The organism is Streptomyces xylophagus, assembly GCF_000716435.1.
In the GTDB taxonomy this organism is placed as follows: Bacteria; Actinomycetota; Actinomycetes; order Streptomycetales; family Streptomycetaceae; genus Streptomyces; species Streptomyces xylophagus.
Map to the genome: position 1 here is coordinate 361889 of NZ_JNWO01000002.1, position 17904 is coordinate 379792.

At 71.3% G+C, this 17904-nt stretch carries 13 protein-coding genes; 10 read left to right on the forward strand and 3 right to left on the reverse strand.

All coding sequences use genetic code 11. The features are described from left to right. Positions 1–59: 59 nt before the first annotated feature. The 6 genes from OO70_RS05110 (at position 60) to OO70_RS05135 (ending at position 10013) form a co-directional block, all read left to right on the forward strand. Positions 60–2546, forward strand: a complete 2487-nt coding sequence (locus OO70_RS05110) for a lysylphosphatidylglycerol synthase transmembrane domain-containing protein (RefSeq protein ID WP_043664596.1) — start codon at positions 60–62, stop codon at positions 2544–2546. 156 nt (positions 2547–2702) lie between these two features. Further along, positions 2703–5387, forward strand: a complete 2685-nt coding sequence (locus OO70_RS05115; protein ID WP_043664598.1) for an AAA family ATPase — start codon at positions 2703–2705, stop codon at positions 5385–5387. Positions 5388–5459: 72 nt separating this feature from the next. After that, positions 5460–8162 carry an AAA family ATPase gene (locus tag OO70_RS05120; RefSeq protein ID WP_158711409.1) on the forward strand — a complete coding sequence of 901 codons (2703 nt, stop codon included), beginning with the start codon at positions 5460–5462 and terminating at the stop codon, positions 8160–8162. 253 nt (positions 8163–8415) lie between these two features. Beyond that, the gene (locus OO70_RS05125; RefSeq protein WP_043664600.1) at positions 8416–9069 is read left to right on the forward strand and encodes a BON domain-containing protein; all 654 of its coding nucleotides are present in this window, start codon (positions 8416–8418) and stop codon (positions 9067–9069) included. A gap of 122 nt (positions 9070–9191) precedes the next feature. Then, positions 9192–9452 carry a hypothetical protein gene (locus OO70_RS05130; RefSeq protein WP_043664602.1) on the forward strand — a complete coding sequence of 87 codons (261 nt, stop codon included), beginning with the start codon at positions 9192–9194 and terminating at the stop codon, positions 9450–9452. A gap of 90 nt (positions 9453–9542) precedes the next feature. After that, positions 9543–10013, forward strand: a complete 471-nt coding sequence (locus OO70_RS05135; RefSeq protein WP_051740669.1) for an SsgA family sporulation/cell division regulator — start codon at positions 9543–9545, stop codon at positions 10011–10013. 33 nt (positions 10014–10046) lie between these two features. Here OO70_RS05135 and OO70_RS05140 read toward each other — a convergent pair whose 3' ends face one another. Together OO70_RS05140 and OO70_RS05145 are read right to left on the reverse strand one after the other, a co-directional pair. Next, on the reverse strand, positions 10047–10361 hold the full coding sequence (locus OO70_RS05140; RefSeq protein WP_043664605.1) for a WhiB family transcriptional regulator: 315 nt from the start codon (positions 10359–10361) through the stop codon (positions 10047–10049). 65 nt (positions 10362–10426) lie between these two features. Continuing rightward, positions 10427–10894 (reverse strand): DUF1003 domain-containing protein, encoded by a 468-nt coding sequence (locus OO70_RS05145; protein ID WP_051740671.1) that lies wholly within the window; start codon positions 10892–10894, stop codon positions 10427–10429. A gap of 294 nt (positions 10895–11188) precedes the next feature. Between OO70_RS05145 and OO70_RS05150 the strand changes: the two genes are divergently transcribed. The 3 genes from OO70_RS05150 (at position 11189) to OO70_RS05160 (ending at position 16045) form a co-directional block, all read left to right on the forward strand. After that, positions 11189–11665 carry a hypothetical protein gene (locus OO70_RS05150; RefSeq protein ID WP_043664609.1) on the forward strand — a complete coding sequence of 159 codons (477 nt, stop codon included), beginning with the start codon at positions 11189–11191 and terminating at the stop codon, positions 11663–11665. Positions 11666–11956: 291 nt separating this feature from the next. Beyond that, a complete protein-coding gene (locus tag OO70_RS05155; protein WP_051740674.1) occupies positions 11957–14809 on the forward strand; it encodes an AAA family ATPase in 2853 nt (950 codons plus the stop codon). Between the two features lie 6 nt (positions 14810–14815). Continuing rightward, positions 14816–16045 (forward strand): PucR family transcriptional regulator, encoded by a 1230-nt coding sequence (locus tag OO70_RS05160; protein WP_234336704.1) that lies wholly within the window; start codon positions 14816–14818, stop codon positions 16043–16045. Here the strand turns inward: OO70_RS05160 and OO70_RS05165 are convergent. Further along, a complete protein-coding gene (locus OO70_RS05165; protein ID WP_043664613.1) occupies positions 16042–17034 on the reverse strand; it encodes a phospholipase D-like domain-containing protein in 993 nt (330 codons plus the stop codon). The two genes, OO70_RS05160 and OO70_RS05165, sit on opposite strands and share 4 nt — an antisense overlap. A 353-nt stretch (positions 17035–17387) precedes the next feature. On the opposite strand from OO70_RS05165, the gene OO70_RS05170 reads away from it, so the two are divergent. Then, positions 17388–17882, forward strand: coding sequence for a nitrobindin family protein (locus tag OO70_RS05170; RefSeq protein ID WP_051740675.1), 495 nt, complete (start codon positions 17388–17390; stop codon positions 17880–17882). The last annotated feature ends 22 nt before the right edge of the window (positions 17883–17904 follow it).

Genomic DNA, 17904 nt, shown 5'->3' on the forward strand with positions numbered 1-17904 from the left:
CGAGGTACTGCGCGATCATCGATGCCTCCTGGCTTTCGGCCTGTCGACGAGGAGCCGACGTGATCAAAGGGATCGAAGGCCACGGTGTCCAAGTGACTCCGGTGATCGATGTGCCGCCTCGGCGGCCCGTTCGCCGGGCGGTCGATCTGTGGCGGCTGCTGGTGTCCCTGGCCGTACTCGTGGTGACGGTCCTGCTGGCCGTCGCGACGCGCGACTTCGTCCGCGCCGCCCAGCAGGGACTGCTCAGCACCGCGACCGCCCTGCCTCCGGCACTGCGGGACGTCCTGGTGGGAACGGTGCAGGCCGTCGCCATGGTCGCGCCGATCGCGGCTGTGGTGGTGTGGGTGGTACGACGGCGGGTCGACCCGGCGCTACGGGTCCTGCCCGCGGCGGCGCTGGGTGCGGTCGGCGCGTGGTCGCTCACGCACCTGGCACTGGTGCGCGGGCGGCCCGATGCGTGGCCGGAGGTGCTCAAGGGCCGGGACGGTCTGGTGCAGGCCGGCTGGCCGTCGGCCGTGTATCTGGCGGCCTGCGCTGCGGCGGTCGTCGCGGCGGGGCCCTGGCTGGGGGCGCGCCCACGGCGGGCACTGTGGTCACTGACCGCCCTGTGCGCCCTGCTGAGCGTCGTCGCCGCCGCGATCGTGCCGTTGGATGCCGTCGCCGCGCTCGCCGTGGGCGCCGCCGCCGGGTCGGCCGTCCTGTTGCTGGGCGGGGCCCCCGCCGACCGCCCGACGGCACAGGCGGTCGCCGACGCCCTGGTCGCGTCCGGGATTCCGGTCGCCACGCTCCGTGAGCTGCCCGCGGACGAGCAGGTGTCGGGGGAGGGGACCGTCTACCGCGCCGTGGTCACCGCCGGTTCCCGGCTGGCGGTGCGGGTGCTCGCCGCCGAGGACCACAACCGCGACCTCTTCCACCGGCTCGCCCGGCGGACCCTGCTGCGCCACCCCGCCGACCCGGCCGCCCAGACACCGCTCGGAGCCGCCGAGCACGAACTGCTCATGCTCGTCTTCGCGGCCCGCACCGGCGCCCGGGTGGACGAACCGGTGATGGCGTACCCGGTGGCCGGGGGCGGCGCGCTCGTGGCGACCGTCGAGCGGGACGCGCGTGCGCTGTCCACGTTGCGGGACGAGGAGCTGACCGATCAACTCCTCGGCGGGGTATGGGCGTCCGTGGCCCGGCTCCAGGAACACCGGCTGGGGCATGGGGCGTTGCGTCCGGAGCACGTGTTCGTCGAGCCGGATGGTGAGAGCAGGCTCGCCGCGTTCGCGCGCGGGCGGCTCAACGCTCCGCCCGAGGTACTGGGCGGTGACATCGCCGAGTTGCTGGCCACGACCGCCGTACGGGTCCGACCCCGGCGTGCCACCGCGTGCGCACTGGCCGGGCTGGGACCGGAACTGCTGGCGACCGCACTGCCGTACCTCCAGCCGCTCGCCCTGATGGGGTCCGCGCGGCGGGCGGTCGCCCGGTACGACCAGGCCCGGGCGCGGGCGGCCAGGGAGAAGGCCGGGCGGCGGACACTGCGCGCCGGCGGCCGGCCCAACCTGCTGCACGATCTCGCCGCCGAGGTCTCAACTGTCAGCGGTGCCAAGGCAGTTCCCCCCGCGCATCTGGCGCGGTTCACGTGGAAGAGCGCCCTGGGACTGGTGGGCGCGTTCCTGGTGCTCCATCTCGTGCTGCCGCAGCTGGCCAACGCGCCCGCGGCCGTCCACGCACTCCGCGACGCGAACTGGTGGTGGGTGCTCGCGGTGCTGCCCATCACCTTCCTCTCGCAGGCCTTCTCGACCTGCCTGCAACAGGGCACCATCCCGGACAGGCTGCCGTTCGGCCCCACCTACCAGGTGCAGTTCGCCAGTTCGTTCCTCAACCGGATCACGCCGAGCAACGTGGGCGGCATGGCGCTCAACCTGCGCTACCTGCAGAAGACGGGCATCGAGACCGGGGCCGCCACCGCCTCCGTCGGACTGCAGAGCCTGGCCGGCGCGGTCTCCAACACCGTCGTCGCCGCCGTCTTCTTCGCCTGGGCCGGACGACGCCACGCCGGAGTGCATCTGGACCTGTCCGCCGGCCGCTACGCCCTGTGGGCCATCGCGCTGGCGCTCGCCGCCGGGGGTCTGCTCGCCTTCACTCCGCCCGGCCGCCGCTTCCTGCACGACAAGGTGTGGCCCTTCCTCCGCGCGGCCGGTTCGACGATCGCCGGGATCGCGACCGAACCGGCCAAGGTCGTCCTGGGTGTCGTCGGCGCCCTGGGCCTGCCCCTCATCCAGGTCGTCGGCCTCGCCATGAGCCTGCACGCACTGGGCGGCGGCCTTCCCTTCGTCCAGGTCGGAGCCGTGTACATGGCGGCCCGGCTGATCGCCAACGCGGCCCCCGTACCCGGCGGGCTGGGCGCGCTGGAGGCCGGACTCATCGCCGGTCTGACGACCCTCGGCGTGGCGGCGGGGGCGGCCACCTCGGCGGTGCTTGTCTACCGGCTGCTCACGTTCTGGCTGAACGTGCCGCTGGGCGCCCTGGCCCTCAGCGTGGTGCAGCGACGGGGCTACGTGTGAGGTGAGATGCGGCGTTCGCGGCGCACCCGGGCGTCGTCGGCGTCGTAGCGCCGCTTTGTGGTGCCGGCTCCAGTCATATGACTCAAGCCCTGTCGCCGCTGCTTGCCTACGATTGCGGCGGGAAGGTGTGGAGCCTTCTGGAAACGGGGGAGACGCGTGGACGAACCCGGGCTCCTCGGCCGCGACGAGCAGCTGAGGGTTCTCCAGGAGCTGCTGGACGGCCTGCCCGATGCCGGCGGCGCCCTGGCGCTGAAGGGCGGTCCCGGCGTCGGAAAGTCCGTGTTGTTGCGGGCCGCGGCCGAACGTGCCCGTACGGCGGGACGGCAGACGCTGGAGGTCGCCGGGCCGTTCGACGACACACCGTTCGGTGGTCTGCGGGAGTTGCTGCGGCCGGTGCTCGACACGGTGGACGCGCTGCCCGCGGGGCAGGCCGGCACGTTGCGGTCCGCCCTCGACGCGGGATCCGGGCCAGGACCGGAGACCTTCAAGGTGGCCCTGGCCGCATTCAACCTGATCACCGCGAAGGCTGCCGAGCAGCCCGTGGTGCTGGTCATCGACGACGTGCAACTGCTCGACGAACCCACCCGGGACGTCTTGGCGTTCATCGCGCGCAGGGCGGGCGACCACCCGATCGTCGTCCTCGGGGCGGTCCGTGCGGCACGGACCCGGGCGAGCGCGCCCGTAGTGGACGTGCCGACGCTGGACGAGCCCTCGGCGCGGCGGCTGCTGGCGCGCCACGCGGCCACACTGCCTCCCGTCGTTCGGGAGCGGATACTCGGTGAGGCGCTCGGCAACCCGCTCGCTCTGGTCGAACTCCCCGCGGCTTGGCACCGGACGGGACCGCACGGTTCGTGGACCCACCTGCCGGTGAACCCCACCTTGGCGCGGACGTTCGCGGCCGGGCTCGAGGAGTTGCCGGCGCAGGCCCGGGACGCTTTGCTGGTCGCGGCCGTCGACCAGGTCGGAGACCTCTCGGAGATCCTGACGGCCGCCTCCGTCCTGGGCGGAAGCGTGGTCGCGGTGGACGTCCTCGACCACGCGGTCGAGGCTTCTTTGATACGGCTCGACAGGACGACATTCGGTTTCCTCCATCCCGTGATCCGGTTCGCGGTACTGGACGCGGAGACCCCGGGCCGCCGGCAGGCGGCCAACGCCGCCATGGCGCAGGCGCTGACCGACCACCCGGACCGGCGCACCTGGCATCGTGCCCAGTGCGTCAATGGCCCCGACGACGAGATCGCGGACCAACTGGCGGACGCCTGCGCCTCCTTGCTCCGGCGCCACGGAGTCCTCGCGGCCATCCGGGCGCTCGAGCGATCGGCGCAGCTCACGACGGACTCGGCCACCCGGGGACGCCGGTTGCTGGGTGCCGCCGAGCACGCGTACGGACTCGGCCGCATGCACCTGACCCACTCCCTGATCGACGCGGCGGAGCGGCAGCAGCTCAGCGACGCGGACCGGGCCAAGGTCTGGTGGTTGCGGGACGTCTCGGACGCGGACCGGTGGCCGGGACCGGCCGGGGCTCGGTCGCACGACTTCACCGAGCTGCCGGCGGGTGATCCCGGCCCGGCACTCGACCTGCTGGTGAGCGCGGCGCTGCGTGCATACCGGACGGATGCCGAGCCCGCCGCAAGGACCGCCATCGTCCAGGCCGCCGAGCGGCTGACCGACAGCGGTGATCCACGCCACACCGTGGCTCTGGCGCTGGCCGAACCCGTGCTGCGCGGCCGGGCGGTGACCGACCGGCTGCCGTCGCACGAGACGGTGTGGTGCCCTCCCGACGCCGAGGGCCTCCGGCTGTTCGGCATGGCCGCGCACGCGATCGGTGATCCGATCCGCGCGGTCGACCTGCTGAGCCGGGCGGAGCCAGTCCTTCGCGAACAGGCCAGACTCGGTCTGCTGTCGGAGACGCTCCTCGCCGAAGCAGCCGACCTGCTGCTGATCGGGGACTGGCCGCGTGCCGCCCGACTCACCGAAGAGTCCCGCCGGATCCTCGTCGAGACCCGGCAGCCGGCCATGGCCGCCGTCCTCACCGGCGTGGACGCGATGGCCGCGGCCCTGCGCGGACAGGCCGGGCGCGCGGAGGAGCTGGCCGACGCGGTGGCCGCATGGCAGCGCACCGAACTCGTCCCGACGCTACGGCTGATCCGTGGTCTGGCTCGGCTCGGTGAGGGGCGGTACACCGAGGCGTACGACGAGCTGGGGCCACTTCTCGACCAGCCGCACGCGGGCCTGCGGTGGGAGGGCTTCGCCGCGGTGATGCCGTTCGCCATGGCAGCGGATCGCGGCGGCCGCCGTCATGAGGCCGCGCACGTAATCGCGACTATCGAGGAAGCGGCACGCGTGACTCCCGCCCCACTGCTGCACGTCCAACTGCCCTACGCACGAGCCGTGTTGGCCCCCGACACGACGGCCGAGGAACTGTACCTGGTCGCGTTGGGCCAGGATCTGTCCCGCTGGCCGCTCGTGAAAGCGCGGACGGAACACGCGTACGGACAGTGGCTGCGGCGCCGCCGACAGGCCGCCCGGTCCCGCACGATGCTGCTCTCGGCGCGGACCGCTTTCGACCTCGTGGGAGCCTCCGACTGGGCGGGCCACCACGTGCCGGCGGTCGACGCCCCGCTGCCGTCCGTCACGGCGCTGCTTTCGCCTCAGGAGACACTGATCGTGCGGCTCGCCGCCGAAGGGCTCTCCAACCGGGAGATAGCGGAACGGCTGTATCTCTCGCACCGCACGGTCGCCGCACATCTGTACAGAGCCTTCCCCAAGCTCGGCATCACCTCGCGCGGCGAGCTGGCGCCGCTGCTGAAGCAGCCGCAACCGGCCGCGAAGGACCACTGAAAGCCGAGGTCGCCGTACCGGCGGATGCGTGAGCGGGTGCAGTCATCCGACGCAAGCCGCTGCCGGTACGGCGTGATTAGCCTGGAGTTCTACGGGAGTTGGGAGAGCGTCGAGGAAGTCATGGGTGCGGCGATGCTGATCGGAAGGGAGCGGGAGATCGCCGTGCTGGAAGAGCTCCTCGACCGTACGCCGTCGAGCGGTGCGGTGCTGCTGATGGTCGGGGACCCGGGCATCGGCAAGTCCTCGCTGCTGGGAGAGGTGGAGTCCAGGGGGCGGGAGCGGGGTTTCCGGATCCTTCGGCTCGGCGGTGTCGAGTGCGAGGCGGCGTTTCCCTTCGCGGGACTCCATCAGCTGGTCGGTCCCGTGCTCGATCAAGTCCCGCTGCTTCCCCGGCCCGAGAGAGAAGCGCTGTCGGCGGTGTTCGGCCTGGTCGAGGGCCCGCCACCGGAGCCGTTCCTGATCGATCTGGCGGTCGTGGACCTGCTGGCGGGCGTGGCGGCCGACCGGCCGGTGCTGATACTCGCCGACGACGTGCAGTGGCTGGATCCCCAGTCGCACGAGGCGTTGACGCTGGTCGGACGGCGTGTCGCGGCACCGGTGGTGATCGTCGCCGTGATGCGCCGCGGCCACACGGGCCCGTTCCGCGACGCCGGCTTTGCGGAGCTGGCCGTGGGCGGCGTGGACGACGACGCGGCGGCGCGGATCCTCTCCGCGCACGCCCCCGACCTGAGCCCCGCCGAGCGACGCTGGATCAGGCGCGAGGCGCTGGGCAATCCGCTGGCGCTGCGCGAACTGCCCATCGGGATGACGGCACCGCCCTCCGGCGGACTACGGCCGCCGCCCCTCTCCGACCGGCTGGAGCACGCGTTCGCGGGGCGCGGGGCGGAACTGCCCCCGGCCACCCGGGACGCCCTGCTCGTCGCCGCCGTCGACCCGACCGACGACCTCGCCGAGATCATCGCCGGGACCTCGGCCCTGCGCGGCGAACCGGTCACTCCTGACGTGCTCGACCCGGCACGGGCCGTAGGACTGGTGACCGTGGAGGAGGACCGGGTCGCCTTTCTGCACCCGCTGATGCGTTCGGGGCTGCTGCAGGCCGAGGGCCTGGCCCGGCACCACGCGGCGCACCGGGCGCTGGCGCGCACGCTGGACGACGGGTACCGGCGGACCTGGCACCGCGCACGGTCCATCGTGGGTCCCGACGACCGGATCGCCGACGCTCTCGAGGCCAACGCCGCACGGGCGCTGATCCGGGGTGCGGTGATCGCGGCGATCAACGACCTTGAGCGCTCGGCACAGTTGACGAGTTGGCCGGCGCTGCGGGGGCACCGGCTGCTGGCGGCCGCCGGGCACGCGTTCGGCATGGGCCGGGACGACCTCGTCCACGACTTGCTGCGGTCGGCTGCCGGGACCGACCTGACCGACCTGGACCGGGCGCGGAGGGAATGGCTCGGCGAGATGTTCGCCCAGGGTCTTCCCCGGGACGCCGCCCGCGTGCACGAGCTGTGCGACATCGCCGTCCGGTCCGCCCCCGCCGATCCCGATCTGGCGCTCGACATGCTCCTGGTGGCCGCCTTCCGCTGCTTCCTGGCCGACCCCGGACCGGCCGCCCGGGCGCGGGTCGTCGCCTGCGTCGACCGGCTGCCCGCGACGGTGGACGACCCGCGCCATCTCGCGACCCTGGCCCTCGCGGAACCCCTGTTGCGTGCCGGGCAGGTCATCGAGACGCTGACCCGGACACCGCCCGGCGACGACGGGAACGCCCTGCGGATCATGGGCATGGCCGCGCACGCGGTGGGACATCTCGCCCTGGCGGCCGAGCTGTTGGCCCGCTCCGAGGCGATCCTGCGCCGGCAGGGCCGACTGGGACTGCTCTCCCAGGTGCTGACCATGCAGGCGTGGACGCATGTGCTGCGCGGGGACCTGGTGGGGGCGGCCGGCGCGGCCGAGGAGGGGAAACGGCTGGCGGCCGAGACGGGGCAGCCGGTGTGGGAGACCGGAACGCTGCTCTGTGACGTCCTGCTGAAGACCCTCGTCGGTGACACGAAGGGGGCACTCACGCGGGCCACCGAAGCCGAACGGCGGGAGACCCGCGACCGGAACGCCATGCAGTCGTTGCTCCAACTCACCCGAGGACTCACGTCACTCGGAGCCGGGCGCGACCGCGACGCCTACCGGACGCTGCGGGCGGTGTTCGACCTGGCCGACCCCAGCTTCCACCGGGCCGAGCGATACATGAGCCTGATGTTCCTCGCGGACGCCGCCGTCCGCGCCGGACACCGCGAGGACGCCCGCGACCTGGTGGCGGAACTGGAGCCGACCGCACGGGCGACGCCGGCGCCGTTGCAGCACATCAACCTGTCGTACGCCCGCGCCGTCCTGGCCGGCGACGACGACGCCGAGGATCTCTACCTGGCGGCGCTACGACAGGACCTGTCCCACTGGCCCTACGCCCGGGCCAAGGTCGAGCTGGCGTACGGCTCCTGGCTGCGCGGCCAGGGGCGGGTCCATGAGGCGCGGTCGCTGCTGACCTCGGCACTGTCCGCCTTCGACCGCATCGGCGCGCTCCCGTCCGGTGACGAGGCCCGACTCGAACTGCGGGCGGCGGGCGCCCCGATCGACTGGCCCGAGTCGTCCGCCGAGCGGTTGAGGCAGATCACCGAGCTGTCCGCCCTGCGGCTCCCGGACGACGAGATCGCCGAACGGCTCGGCCTGCGGCGGGCAGTGGTGACGATGTACCGCGAGCGGACGACACGGCCCGACATCCCGCGGTGACGACATCGCGGCAGTCGGATGACGCAAGCCCGGCGACGGGGCCTCGGGCAGCATGATGCGCGTCCGCTTCTCACGAGTGGCCGGGTGGGACTCCACGGATTCCGGCACGGCACCGAGGCACGGCGCAGCGGGCGATCGGCCCGGACGAACCCGCCCGTAAGCCCGTCATCCACGGACCTCCCCCGTGCCTCGCGACACATGCTTTGCGACACCGCCGAAACAACACCCCTCACCGGAACGGAAGGATCCCCCGATGAGCAAGACAAAGGACGTTCGCCAGTCGGTAGAGGCGGAACTCGTCTTCGATCCACTGGTGGACTCGACGGACATCACCGTTCACAACCTGGGCGGTGAAGTACGGCTCACCGGCACCGTCCCGAGTTACCTCCAATACCTGGAGGCCGCCACCGCCGCACAGCGCGTGGGCGGCGTCACCAAGGTGCACAACAACCTGGAGGTGGTACTTCCGACCTTCCACGAGCGCGACGACGCGACGCTGGCGGAGACGGCGAACAACGTGCTGCTGAGCAACATCGCCGTGCCGGTCGGTGTCGTGGCGACCGCCGACAACGGCGACGTGACGCTGAACGGTGTCGTCAGGTACGGCTCGGAGCGGCAGGCCGCCGAGCAGGCGATCGCCGGGCTCACGGGAGTCCGCGGCGTCAAGAACAAGATCGAGATCTCCGACGACGCCGACCCGGTCGACGTCACCCTGCTGGTGTCGGACGCGCTGGACCGCAACGCGCTGATCCTCGACGACAGCGAGGTCGACGTCGCCACCAACGCGAACACGGTGATCCTCACCGGCCACGTCCGCACCTGGGCGGAGCACGACGCCGTGATCGCGGCCGCCTGGATGGCGCCGAGCGTCTACGACGTACGGGACGACCTGTACATCACCGGTTGACGCCCGGCCGCGACAGGAGTGGGAGAGGGCCGGTCCTTCGGGAAGCCCGGAGGACCGGCACGCCCCCCTTCCCGGGACCAGCACCAGGACCACCCGAACCCGACCGAGAGGCACAGCACGCCATGCCCGACGCGACGCGATCCACGAAGAAGGGCACCGGCCGATTCCGCGAGCCGGCCTCCGAACTCGAACACCTGCTGCGGGACGCCCTCGCACTGGTCGCCGGCACGAAGGCGGTCACCCGCACCGTTCACGACCACCACCGGTCCCATGACGCCCCGCGCCACAAGCTGGCCCGGTCCGCGGGTCACCTGGTCGGCTACGCACTGCTCGGCTACATCGTCCTTCACCAGCGGCGGAGCCTGAAGCACCAGGCCGCCTGACGAGGGGTCCGACCGCCCGGCGCGGAGCGAGTCCGCGCCGGGCGCGGCGACTTACGTGCCCCGGCACAGATCCGGACAGAAAGGGGAGCCATGTCCCGCTCGCACAACGAACCGGCCAGGGACGCAAGTTCACATTCCGAAAAGCAGGACTGCGCGGACCTCTCCCTGAAGATGTGGCGGCACGTGTCCCCGCAGGAGTCACTGCCGATCCAGGCCCGCTTCGGCTACGACCGCGTCCAACCCCTCGAAGTACGCGTGGAGTTCGTCAACGACAGCGGCGGCGCCGTCACTTGGGTGCTCTCACGGGATCTGCTCATGGCGGGCCTGCACCGGCCGAGCGGCGACGGCGACGTACGGATCTGGCCGCCGTGCCCGCGCCATGACGGGGACAGCCTCTGGATACTGCTCCAGGGACGGACCGGCGTCGCACTCCTCGAAGGCCCTGTCGCACCGTTGCGCGCATGGCTCGAAGAGACGCTCAGAGCCGTTCCCTTCGGCACGGAAGGCCTCGCGATGGACTGGGACGAGGCCTTCGCGCACGTTCTGGCACAGGGCGACTGAAGAAGACGCTGACGGCCACGGCCACTGGACCGGTCACGCGTTCCGGTCTTCCGACGCCGACTCGGTCGCGACGACTCTGCGGTGCCGCAGCAGCCGTAGCGCCCGGCGTTCCCCCTCGGACATCCCACCCCAGACGCCGTACGGTTCCGGGCCGCTCATCGCGGTCCACGCGCAGGCGTCGATCACAGGGCAACGTCCGCAGACCGCCCGGGCCTTCTTCTCCCGTCTCCGCTTGTCGGTGCCGCGCTCGCCGGACGGGGAGAAGAAGACGGAGCTGTCCATGCCCCGGCAGAGTGCGTGCTGTTGCCAGTCCCAGTAGGCGAGGAAGGGGCGGTGTCGAGGGATCATGTCGATCCTCCCAGTGACAGGTATCCGGTACTGGCCATCGTCATCGCCGGGCCGACGACGCGGCTTCAGTCGATTGGCTGATTGGGGGTCGGTATCTGCTCGGTGTTGTTCATCTTCGCCCGGTTCTGTGCCAGGAGGATCTTCACGTCCTGCTCGACCTGCTCGGCATCGATGCCGAGGGCATGTCCCATGTGGGCCGACCACACCTCGGAGCGGATATTGGTCTCGAAGTCCAGGTCGGCGCGGACCTTCTCACGGGTCGCCTGACGGTTCTGGCTCACCATCACGAAGGTGGACAGGAAGATCGCCTCAAGGCTGACGATCATGGTGAGCAGCCCGAAGGGGTAGGGGTCCCAGATCGCGGAACGGCCGAACAGCCCCTCGTTGAAGGTGATCCAGACCGCGAACCACAGCGCGTGCAGATAGACGAACTGCATCGTCCCGGCGAACGTGGTGATCGCGTCCGCGATCCGGTCCTGGGTTCCGCGCATCCGCGCGAGAACGGCCTGCTCGTTCGGAAGGCGTATGTCCAACCCATTGATTCCAGGGGGCACGGGCACTCCTTGATCCGCTGTTCACGGGAGATGCCCGTCAGCGTACGGACGGGCCGTGCGCCTTCCTTGGGTCAATTGACTGCGTACAAGGCCGCATGCGTGTCCGTACGCCGTTCATTGCGTCGATTGACCGAAGCGGGTCGGGCGGGTGCGAGGGGAGAGTGGCGGCGGCTCAGGCAACCACCTCGACACATCCACCTACCGCGACACATCCATCCACCTCAGTACGTCGCGCCATCGAGCAGCACGCATCCGTCAAGGAAAGGGATCACCATGTCGGACCCGACGCCGCAGAAGAACCAGGCTCCCGGCACCACCTCGGACGGCTCCGCCGGCCGTCTCGTCGAGCTCGCACAGAAGGCCGAGGAAGCCCAGCGGACCGTAGCGGCGAGTGTCGCGGAGGATCGGCAGAAGCTGACCGCCGTGGTGGCCGACGCGAAGGGCAGGGCCGAACAGGGCGCGCAGCGGCTGCAGTCGAGCGGGCAGCAGGCCAAGGCGAACGTCACCGGAACCTGGAACCAGGTGCAGACCTCCTGGCAGGACCATGTCGACTCGGTCCGCGTGAAACTGGAGGAACGCAAGGCCGAGCGCGATGTGAAGCGTCTCCAGAACGCCGCCGACGACGCCGAGGACTACGCATCCGACGCCGTCGACTTCGCGATCGCGGCCGTGGAAGAAGCCGAGTACGCCACGCTGGACGCCGTGCTCGCGAGGGTGGAGGCGGACGAAGCGGCCGACGCCGCGCAGTAGTCGGCCGTCGGCGCGTCCGCACGGGCGCGCGGCCGGGGCGGCGGGTCGTGGGACGACACCCATGACCCGCTGTTTCTTGTTGCGCCGACCGGTACAGCGCGGTGGCGCCGCCGCGCCGACGGCCGAGCGGCGGTGTGACCCGCCACTGACCTCGGCGCCGAACGCTGTGGCCGGGAACATCGACCATCACCTCTCGATCAGCGACGATCTTGCTGTCGAGGGAGAGTGCTTACCTCTTTCTCGCCGACCCGATATATTTCGTTCGGCAAGCAATTTGATGGAGGGAAGTCGGTGACCTCACGGGCTGGAGCGGACCTGGTCGGTCGCACGGCCGAGCTGGAGCTGATGGACTCGCTGTCGGCCGGGCGGCACGGGAGTCGCCCCGGCCTGCTGCTGCGCGGCGGCCCCGGGGTGGGGAAGACCGCGCTGCTGGACGCCGCCGCGGGACGGGCCGTAGCCGCCGGAATGCGGGTGCTGCGGGCCTCCGCCGTGGAGTTCGAGGCCGAGATGGACTTCTCGGCGCTGCACCAGATGCTCTACCCCCTGCGTCATCACGCCGACCGGCTCGCCGACCACCATCGGGACGTCGTCGACCGGATCTTCGGACTCGCGCCGGGACCGTCGCCGGACCCGCTGGCCGCGTCGACGGCGATCCTCGCCCTGCTCGGTCAGGCCACCGTCGAGCGACCGCTGCTGATGATCGCCGACGGTGTGCCGTGGATCGACCGCGCCAGCGCGACCGCGCTGGGGTTCGTCGTCCGCAGGGTCGGCGACGACCCGGTCGTCTTCCTGGCCGCCGTGCGGACCGGGGCGCACAGCTTCTGCGACCAACTCGACCTGCCCGTACGGGAGATCGGGCCCTTGGGCGAACGGGCGGCGGCCGAGCTGCTGGACGCCCGCTGGCCCGAGCTGGGGCCGTCGGTACGGCGGCGGATACTGGCCGAGGCCGCGGGCAATCCGCTCGCGCTCCTCGAACTGCCGACCGCGTTGAGCGGCCGTCAGCGCTCGGGCCATGTCCCCCTGCCTCCGCTCCTGCCTCTCACCGGGCGGCTGGAGGCGGCTTTCGCCGCCGCCGTCGAGGGGCTGCCCGTGCCGACCCGGACGGCGCTGCTCATGGCCGCGCTGGATCCCGAGCTCGACCTGGCCACGATACGGACGGCCGCGCGGGACTCCGCGTGCGTCGAGGTACTCGTCCCGGCGCGCGAAGCGGACCTGCTCCATGTCGACGAGGCCGTCGGCCATCTGCGCTTCCGCCATCCACTGATCCGCGCCGCGATCGTGCACCTGGCGTCCCCCGGTGAACTCCGTCGCGCGCACCACGCGCTGGCCACCGCCCTGACGGACCTGCCCGAGCGCCGGGCGTGGCATCTCGCCGAGGCCGCGACCGGCCCGGACGAGACGGTGGCCCGGGCGCTGGACGAAGCGGCCCTGTCCGCGTGGCGGCGCGGTACGACACCGGGTGCCGCGGCCCGGGCGGTGGACGAGGCGGCCGGCTCCGACCGGCGGCGCATCGCCGGGTCCGCCGCCGTGGCCGCGCTCATGCGGGCCGGTGAACTCAGCCCGCATCCCGGCGACCGCTCGCGCCGGCTGGTCGAGGCCGCCTACCTCGCCACCTTCACCGGCCAACTCGACGATGTGACAAGGCTGTTGGCCGATGCCGGACAGGCTCCCGACACCCCGACCGGGCTGATCCTGGCCGCCACCGCCCACCTCCTCACCAACGACGAGGGCGACGTCGACGCCGCCTACCGCCTCCTGGCCCGGGCCCTCGACGACACCACGACCACCGCCAGGAACGACGACTGGGACCTCTACGGCATCCTCTACGTGCTGCTGCTCGTCAGCCTCTACACCCTCCGCCCCGAGCCCTGGCAGCTCCTCAAAACCACGATGGCCCGCTTCGAACCGGCCACAGTGACACCGATCAGACTCTGCTACGACGCCTACGTCGACCCCACCAGCGGCTCCGACGCGTTGCGCAAGGGCCTCGCCGACGCCTTCGCGGCGCTGCCCGCCGACGCGGCACCCTGGGAGCTGATCCCCCTGGCCTTCGCGGCGGTCGCGATGGACGCCCTGTCGGACCACCGGTACCTGGTCTCCCGCATGATCGAACGCGAACGCGACGGCGGCGCGGTCGCCATGGTCATCCCCGCACTGATGCTGCTCTGCCACGACTCCTACGTCCACGGCCGCTGGGACGAGGCCGAGCGCCTGGCACAGGAGGGGCTGGACCTGGCGGCGGTCCACGGCTACCACTTCTGGGAGCGGCAGATCCGGGCCCTGCTGGCATCGGGCGCGGCACTGCGCGGCGACGCGGACCTCGCCAGGACCCGCAGCGAGGAGACCACGACCTGGGCGGCGCCCCGAGGCATCGAGGTGACCGAGGCCTACGCCCGCTCCGCCCGCCACGTCGCCGCCATGGGCCAGGGCGACTACGAGGAGGCCCATGTCCAAGTGGGGTGGATCGACCCACCCGGCGTACCGAGCCACGGCATCCCGAGCCGGTGGATGGTCCTGGACCTGGTCGAGGCGGCGGTCCGCACCGGCCGTACGGACGAGGCGCGCGCCCATGTCACCGCCGCACGGAAGGCGGGCATCCACCGGATCTCCCCGCGCATCGCGATGATCACCACCGGGGCCGAGGCCGTGGCCGCCGACGAGAACGAGGCAGGCCCCCTGTTCGAGGCAGCCCTCTCCCTGCCCCAGGCCGCCCGGTGGCCGTGGGAACACGCGCGCATCCAACTCGCGTACGGGCAGTGGCTGCGCCGCACCCGGGACCATCATGCCCGCCAGTATCTGAGCGCCGCCCTCGAGACCTTCGACCGGATCGGCGCGAAGGCCATGGCACAGCGGGCCCGCAACGAACTGCGCGCCACCGGCGTCGCCACCCCCACCGGACCCGCCGCGCCCAGTGCCGCGTTGACCGTGCAGGAGCGACAGATCGCCGAACTGGCGGCCGTGGGCCTGACCAACAGGCAGATCGGCGAACGGCTGTTCCTGTCCCACCGCACGGTCGGCTCCCATCTGCACCGGCTGTACCCCAAGCTCGGCATCACCTCACGCGCCGCGCTCCGCGCCGCCCTGGAGGCGATGAACTCCGGAGACGAGTACCAGGGACCACAGCCGGCGGTACCGTGGAAATGAGACCCCTTGAGCGGTGAGCCGGAGATGACATTGGTCGACAAGGAGATCAGAGCCCTGGCGACCGTGCTGCTCGAACGCGTCGACGAGCTGGCGAAGGAGATGGCGACGCGGATCCGGGCCGGCTCGCGGGAGTACCACTACGACGCGGTGCCCGAGGAGGACCTGGAGGAGGCCTGCCGCATTCACGTCGGCAACGCACTCCAGGCGCTCAGCGGGCAGGCACCGCTGGACACCGGGACCGCGGCCGAGATAGGCCACCGACGTGCCCGGCAGAACGTGCCGCTGCCCACCGTGATGACGGCCTACCGCGTCGGCGTGAAGTACTTCTGGGAGGTGGTGGTCGACGAGGCCACCACAACCGCCTTGGTGGGCAACGACGTTCTGGTCGCGACGGCCTCCGCGATGTGGGAGATCCAGGACGGCATCACCGAGGGCATGGTCTCCGGATACCACGACGAGGTGGCCCGACGGCTCCTCGCCGGCGACCAGGAACGCTCCGCGCTGGTGGAAGCGCTCCTGGAGGGCCGGAGCATGGACGCCGACGCCGTGTGGTCCGCCGCCGAGGTCCTGCGCGTGCCGCGCGACGGCCCGTTCACCGTGGTCGCCGCCGAAGTACCGGGGATCGGCCGCCGGGCCCTGCCGGACATCGCGGCCCTCCTGACCCGCCGCGGCATCCGGTCCGCCTGGCGGCTGCGCCCCGATCTCCAGCTGGGCATCGTGCACCTGCGGACCCCGCGGGACCTGGACGACCTGGTCGAGGTGCTGCGCGACCACGCGGAGCGGCGCGTGGGCGTGAGCCCCTCCTACGACGATCTGAACCGCACCGGCGACGCCCTGCGCTTCGCCAAGGTCGCGATGCGCGGCGGCGACGCGCAGAGCAGTGCCGTGACCGTCTTCGACGACTCGCCTGTCGCGGTCGCGACGGCCGGCGCACCCGATGTCATGGCCCGCGTGGCCGCCAAGGTCCTGGGTCCCGTCGAGGCCCTGCCGGAGGACGAACGGGCCCTGCTGCTGGACACGTTGGACGTCTGGTTCGACTGCGGCGGCTCCGCCGAGGAGGCCGCGAAGCAGCTCTACGTCCACCCCAACACCGTGCGCACCCGCCTGCGCCGCATCACCGAACACACCGGCCGCTCACTGACCGACCCGCGCGGCATCACCGAACTCGCCCTCGCACTGCGCGCCGTCCGCCAGACTCCGAGGCTCCCGGCCCCGGAGTCGACCGACGGGCCCTAGGCGGCGGTACCGCCCGCGTAGTCGCTCTTGAACGTGGTCTCGATCGTGGTGGCGACGGACTGGGCCACCCCCGTGCCGGTGAGGATGATGCCCAACTCCCTGTTGTTCGACAGCGAGTTGCTGCTGATGTTCATCGAGCCCGCCTCCACCTCCTGGGTGGACAGGCCGTAGTCGGCGACCATGGCCTTGGCGTGGATGTAGAAGCCGTTCGGGTCGGAGTACCCGACGACCGTGCCGCCGGCCGCCTTGATCGCGGACACCTGGGTGGAGTAGCTCGACGGGGTCTCCAGTACCACCCGTACGGTCACGCCGGCCTTCGCTCTGGCCACGATCGCGTTGACCACCGTGCTGTCGCTGAACTCCAGTTCCTCGACGTCGAGCGTCGTGGTGGCCGCGTTGATCACGGTGAGCAGACGGCTGCGGGAGTCGGTGGGGGACCAGAGCAGATGGTCGCCGTCGGTCGGGGTGATCGAGGTGCCGGCGTAGTCCGCGTTGAAGACCTTCTCGATCGCGGCGACATCACGGGTGTCGTCGGTGAAGACACCGTAGTCGCGGCCGGTCGTGTAGTACTGCGAGGTCAGATTGCCGGTCAGGATCAGCGACTTGGTGGCGTCCACCGTGATGGTCTTCTGGTGCGTGTAGACGAAGCTGGACGGCGACCACACCACGCCCACGCCCGCGTTCGTCAGCGCCGTGTACGCCGAACTGTTGGCGGACTGGTGCGCGTTGTCCAGGACCACCCGCACGGTGACGCCCTTGTTCTCCAGTGCGATCAGATCGTTGACGGCGGTGGTGTCCTCCAGCTCGTACATCGTCATGTCGAGCGAGGAGGTGGCCGAGTTGATGAAGTCGTAGATCGTCGGCTCGCTGGTGGTCTGCGAGAAGGCGAACGCGGTGTAGGTCGCGGCGTTGGCGGGGACGGCCGTGACGAACAGGGTGGCGCCGGCTGCCAGCGCGACACCCGCGCGGCCGAGGAACGTCCTCAACATGCGTGACTCCTAGTCGAGTTGATGCCCACGTGGGGGGTGGCGGGCAGGTGCATGACACCACGCGCGTAGAACGGGGTGGAAGAGAAGCAGGGTGAACTCGCGATTTCCAACCGCGAGTTCAGGCGGACAAAGGGGACTATGTGCAGGTGAGGCCCGGTTCATGGAGTCCCCGCGAGTTAGCAAAAACTTCGTAGCCGATGAATTCCGGGCCAGTTGCAACGCCCCAAAGGGGCGCGGGGAACTGCGCGCCCAGCCACAACGGCGAGTCACTGGAACGACGGCATATCGGGGCACTGCGAGCGAAGCGCCTAGGCTGCACACCGACCCACGCACCAACCCCAGGAGCGCGCCCCGTGTCCGACCTCACCCCCCACCCGCTGCTCACCCCCGTACTCGCCCTCCTGGGCCACTGGCACGGCCAGGGCACGGGCGAATACCCCACACTCGCCGACGACTTCACCTACTCCCAGGACGTCACCTTCACCCACGACGGCCGCCCCTTCCTGCACTACGAGGCCCGAGCCTGGATCCTCGACGCCGAAGGCAAACCGCTGCGCCCGGCAGCCCGCGAGAGCGGCTGGTGGCGACTGCAGCCCGACGGCCGAGTGGAAGCACTCGTCACCCAGCCCACCGGCATCGCCGAGATCCTCGTCGGCCACGCCACCGGCGACACGGTCGACCTCGCCACCCACGACGTCGCCCTCACTCCCACCGCCAAGAAGGTCACCGCCACCCGCCGCCGCTACACCCTGACCGACGACGGCACGCTCACCTTCGACCACGATATGGAGGCCGTGGGGGAGCCGCTGCAACACCACCTCTCCGCGCGACTGCGACGCACCGGCTGAAATGAACTGATCAGCAAGCCTG

Bases quoted from the DNA above. Each gene is read 5' to 3' on its own strand.
- OO70_RS05125 (WP_043664600.1), top strand. From the start codon at position 8,416: ATGAGCAAGACAAAGGACGTTCGCCAGTCGGTAGAGGCGGAACTCGTC.
- OO70_RS05135 (WP_051740669.1), top strand. From the start codon at position 9,543: ATGTCCCGCTCGCACAACGAACCGGCCAGGGACGCAAGTTCACATTCC.
- OO70_RS05140 (WP_043664605.1), bottom strand. From the start codon at position 10,361: ATGATCCCTCGACACCGCCCCTTCCTCGCCTACTGGGACTGGCAACAG.
- OO70_RS05165 (WP_043664613.1), bottom strand. From the start codon at position 17,034: ATGTTGAGGACGTTCCTCGGCCGCGCGGGTGTCGCGCTGGCAGCCGGC.
- OO70_RS05150 (WP_043664609.1), top strand. From the start codon at position 11,189: ATGTCGGACCCGACGCCGCAGAAGAACCAGGCTCCCGGCACCACCTCG.
- OO70_RS05130 (WP_043664602.1), top strand. From the start codon at position 9,192: ATGCCCGACGCGACGCGATCCACGAAGAAGGGCACCGGCCGATTCCGC.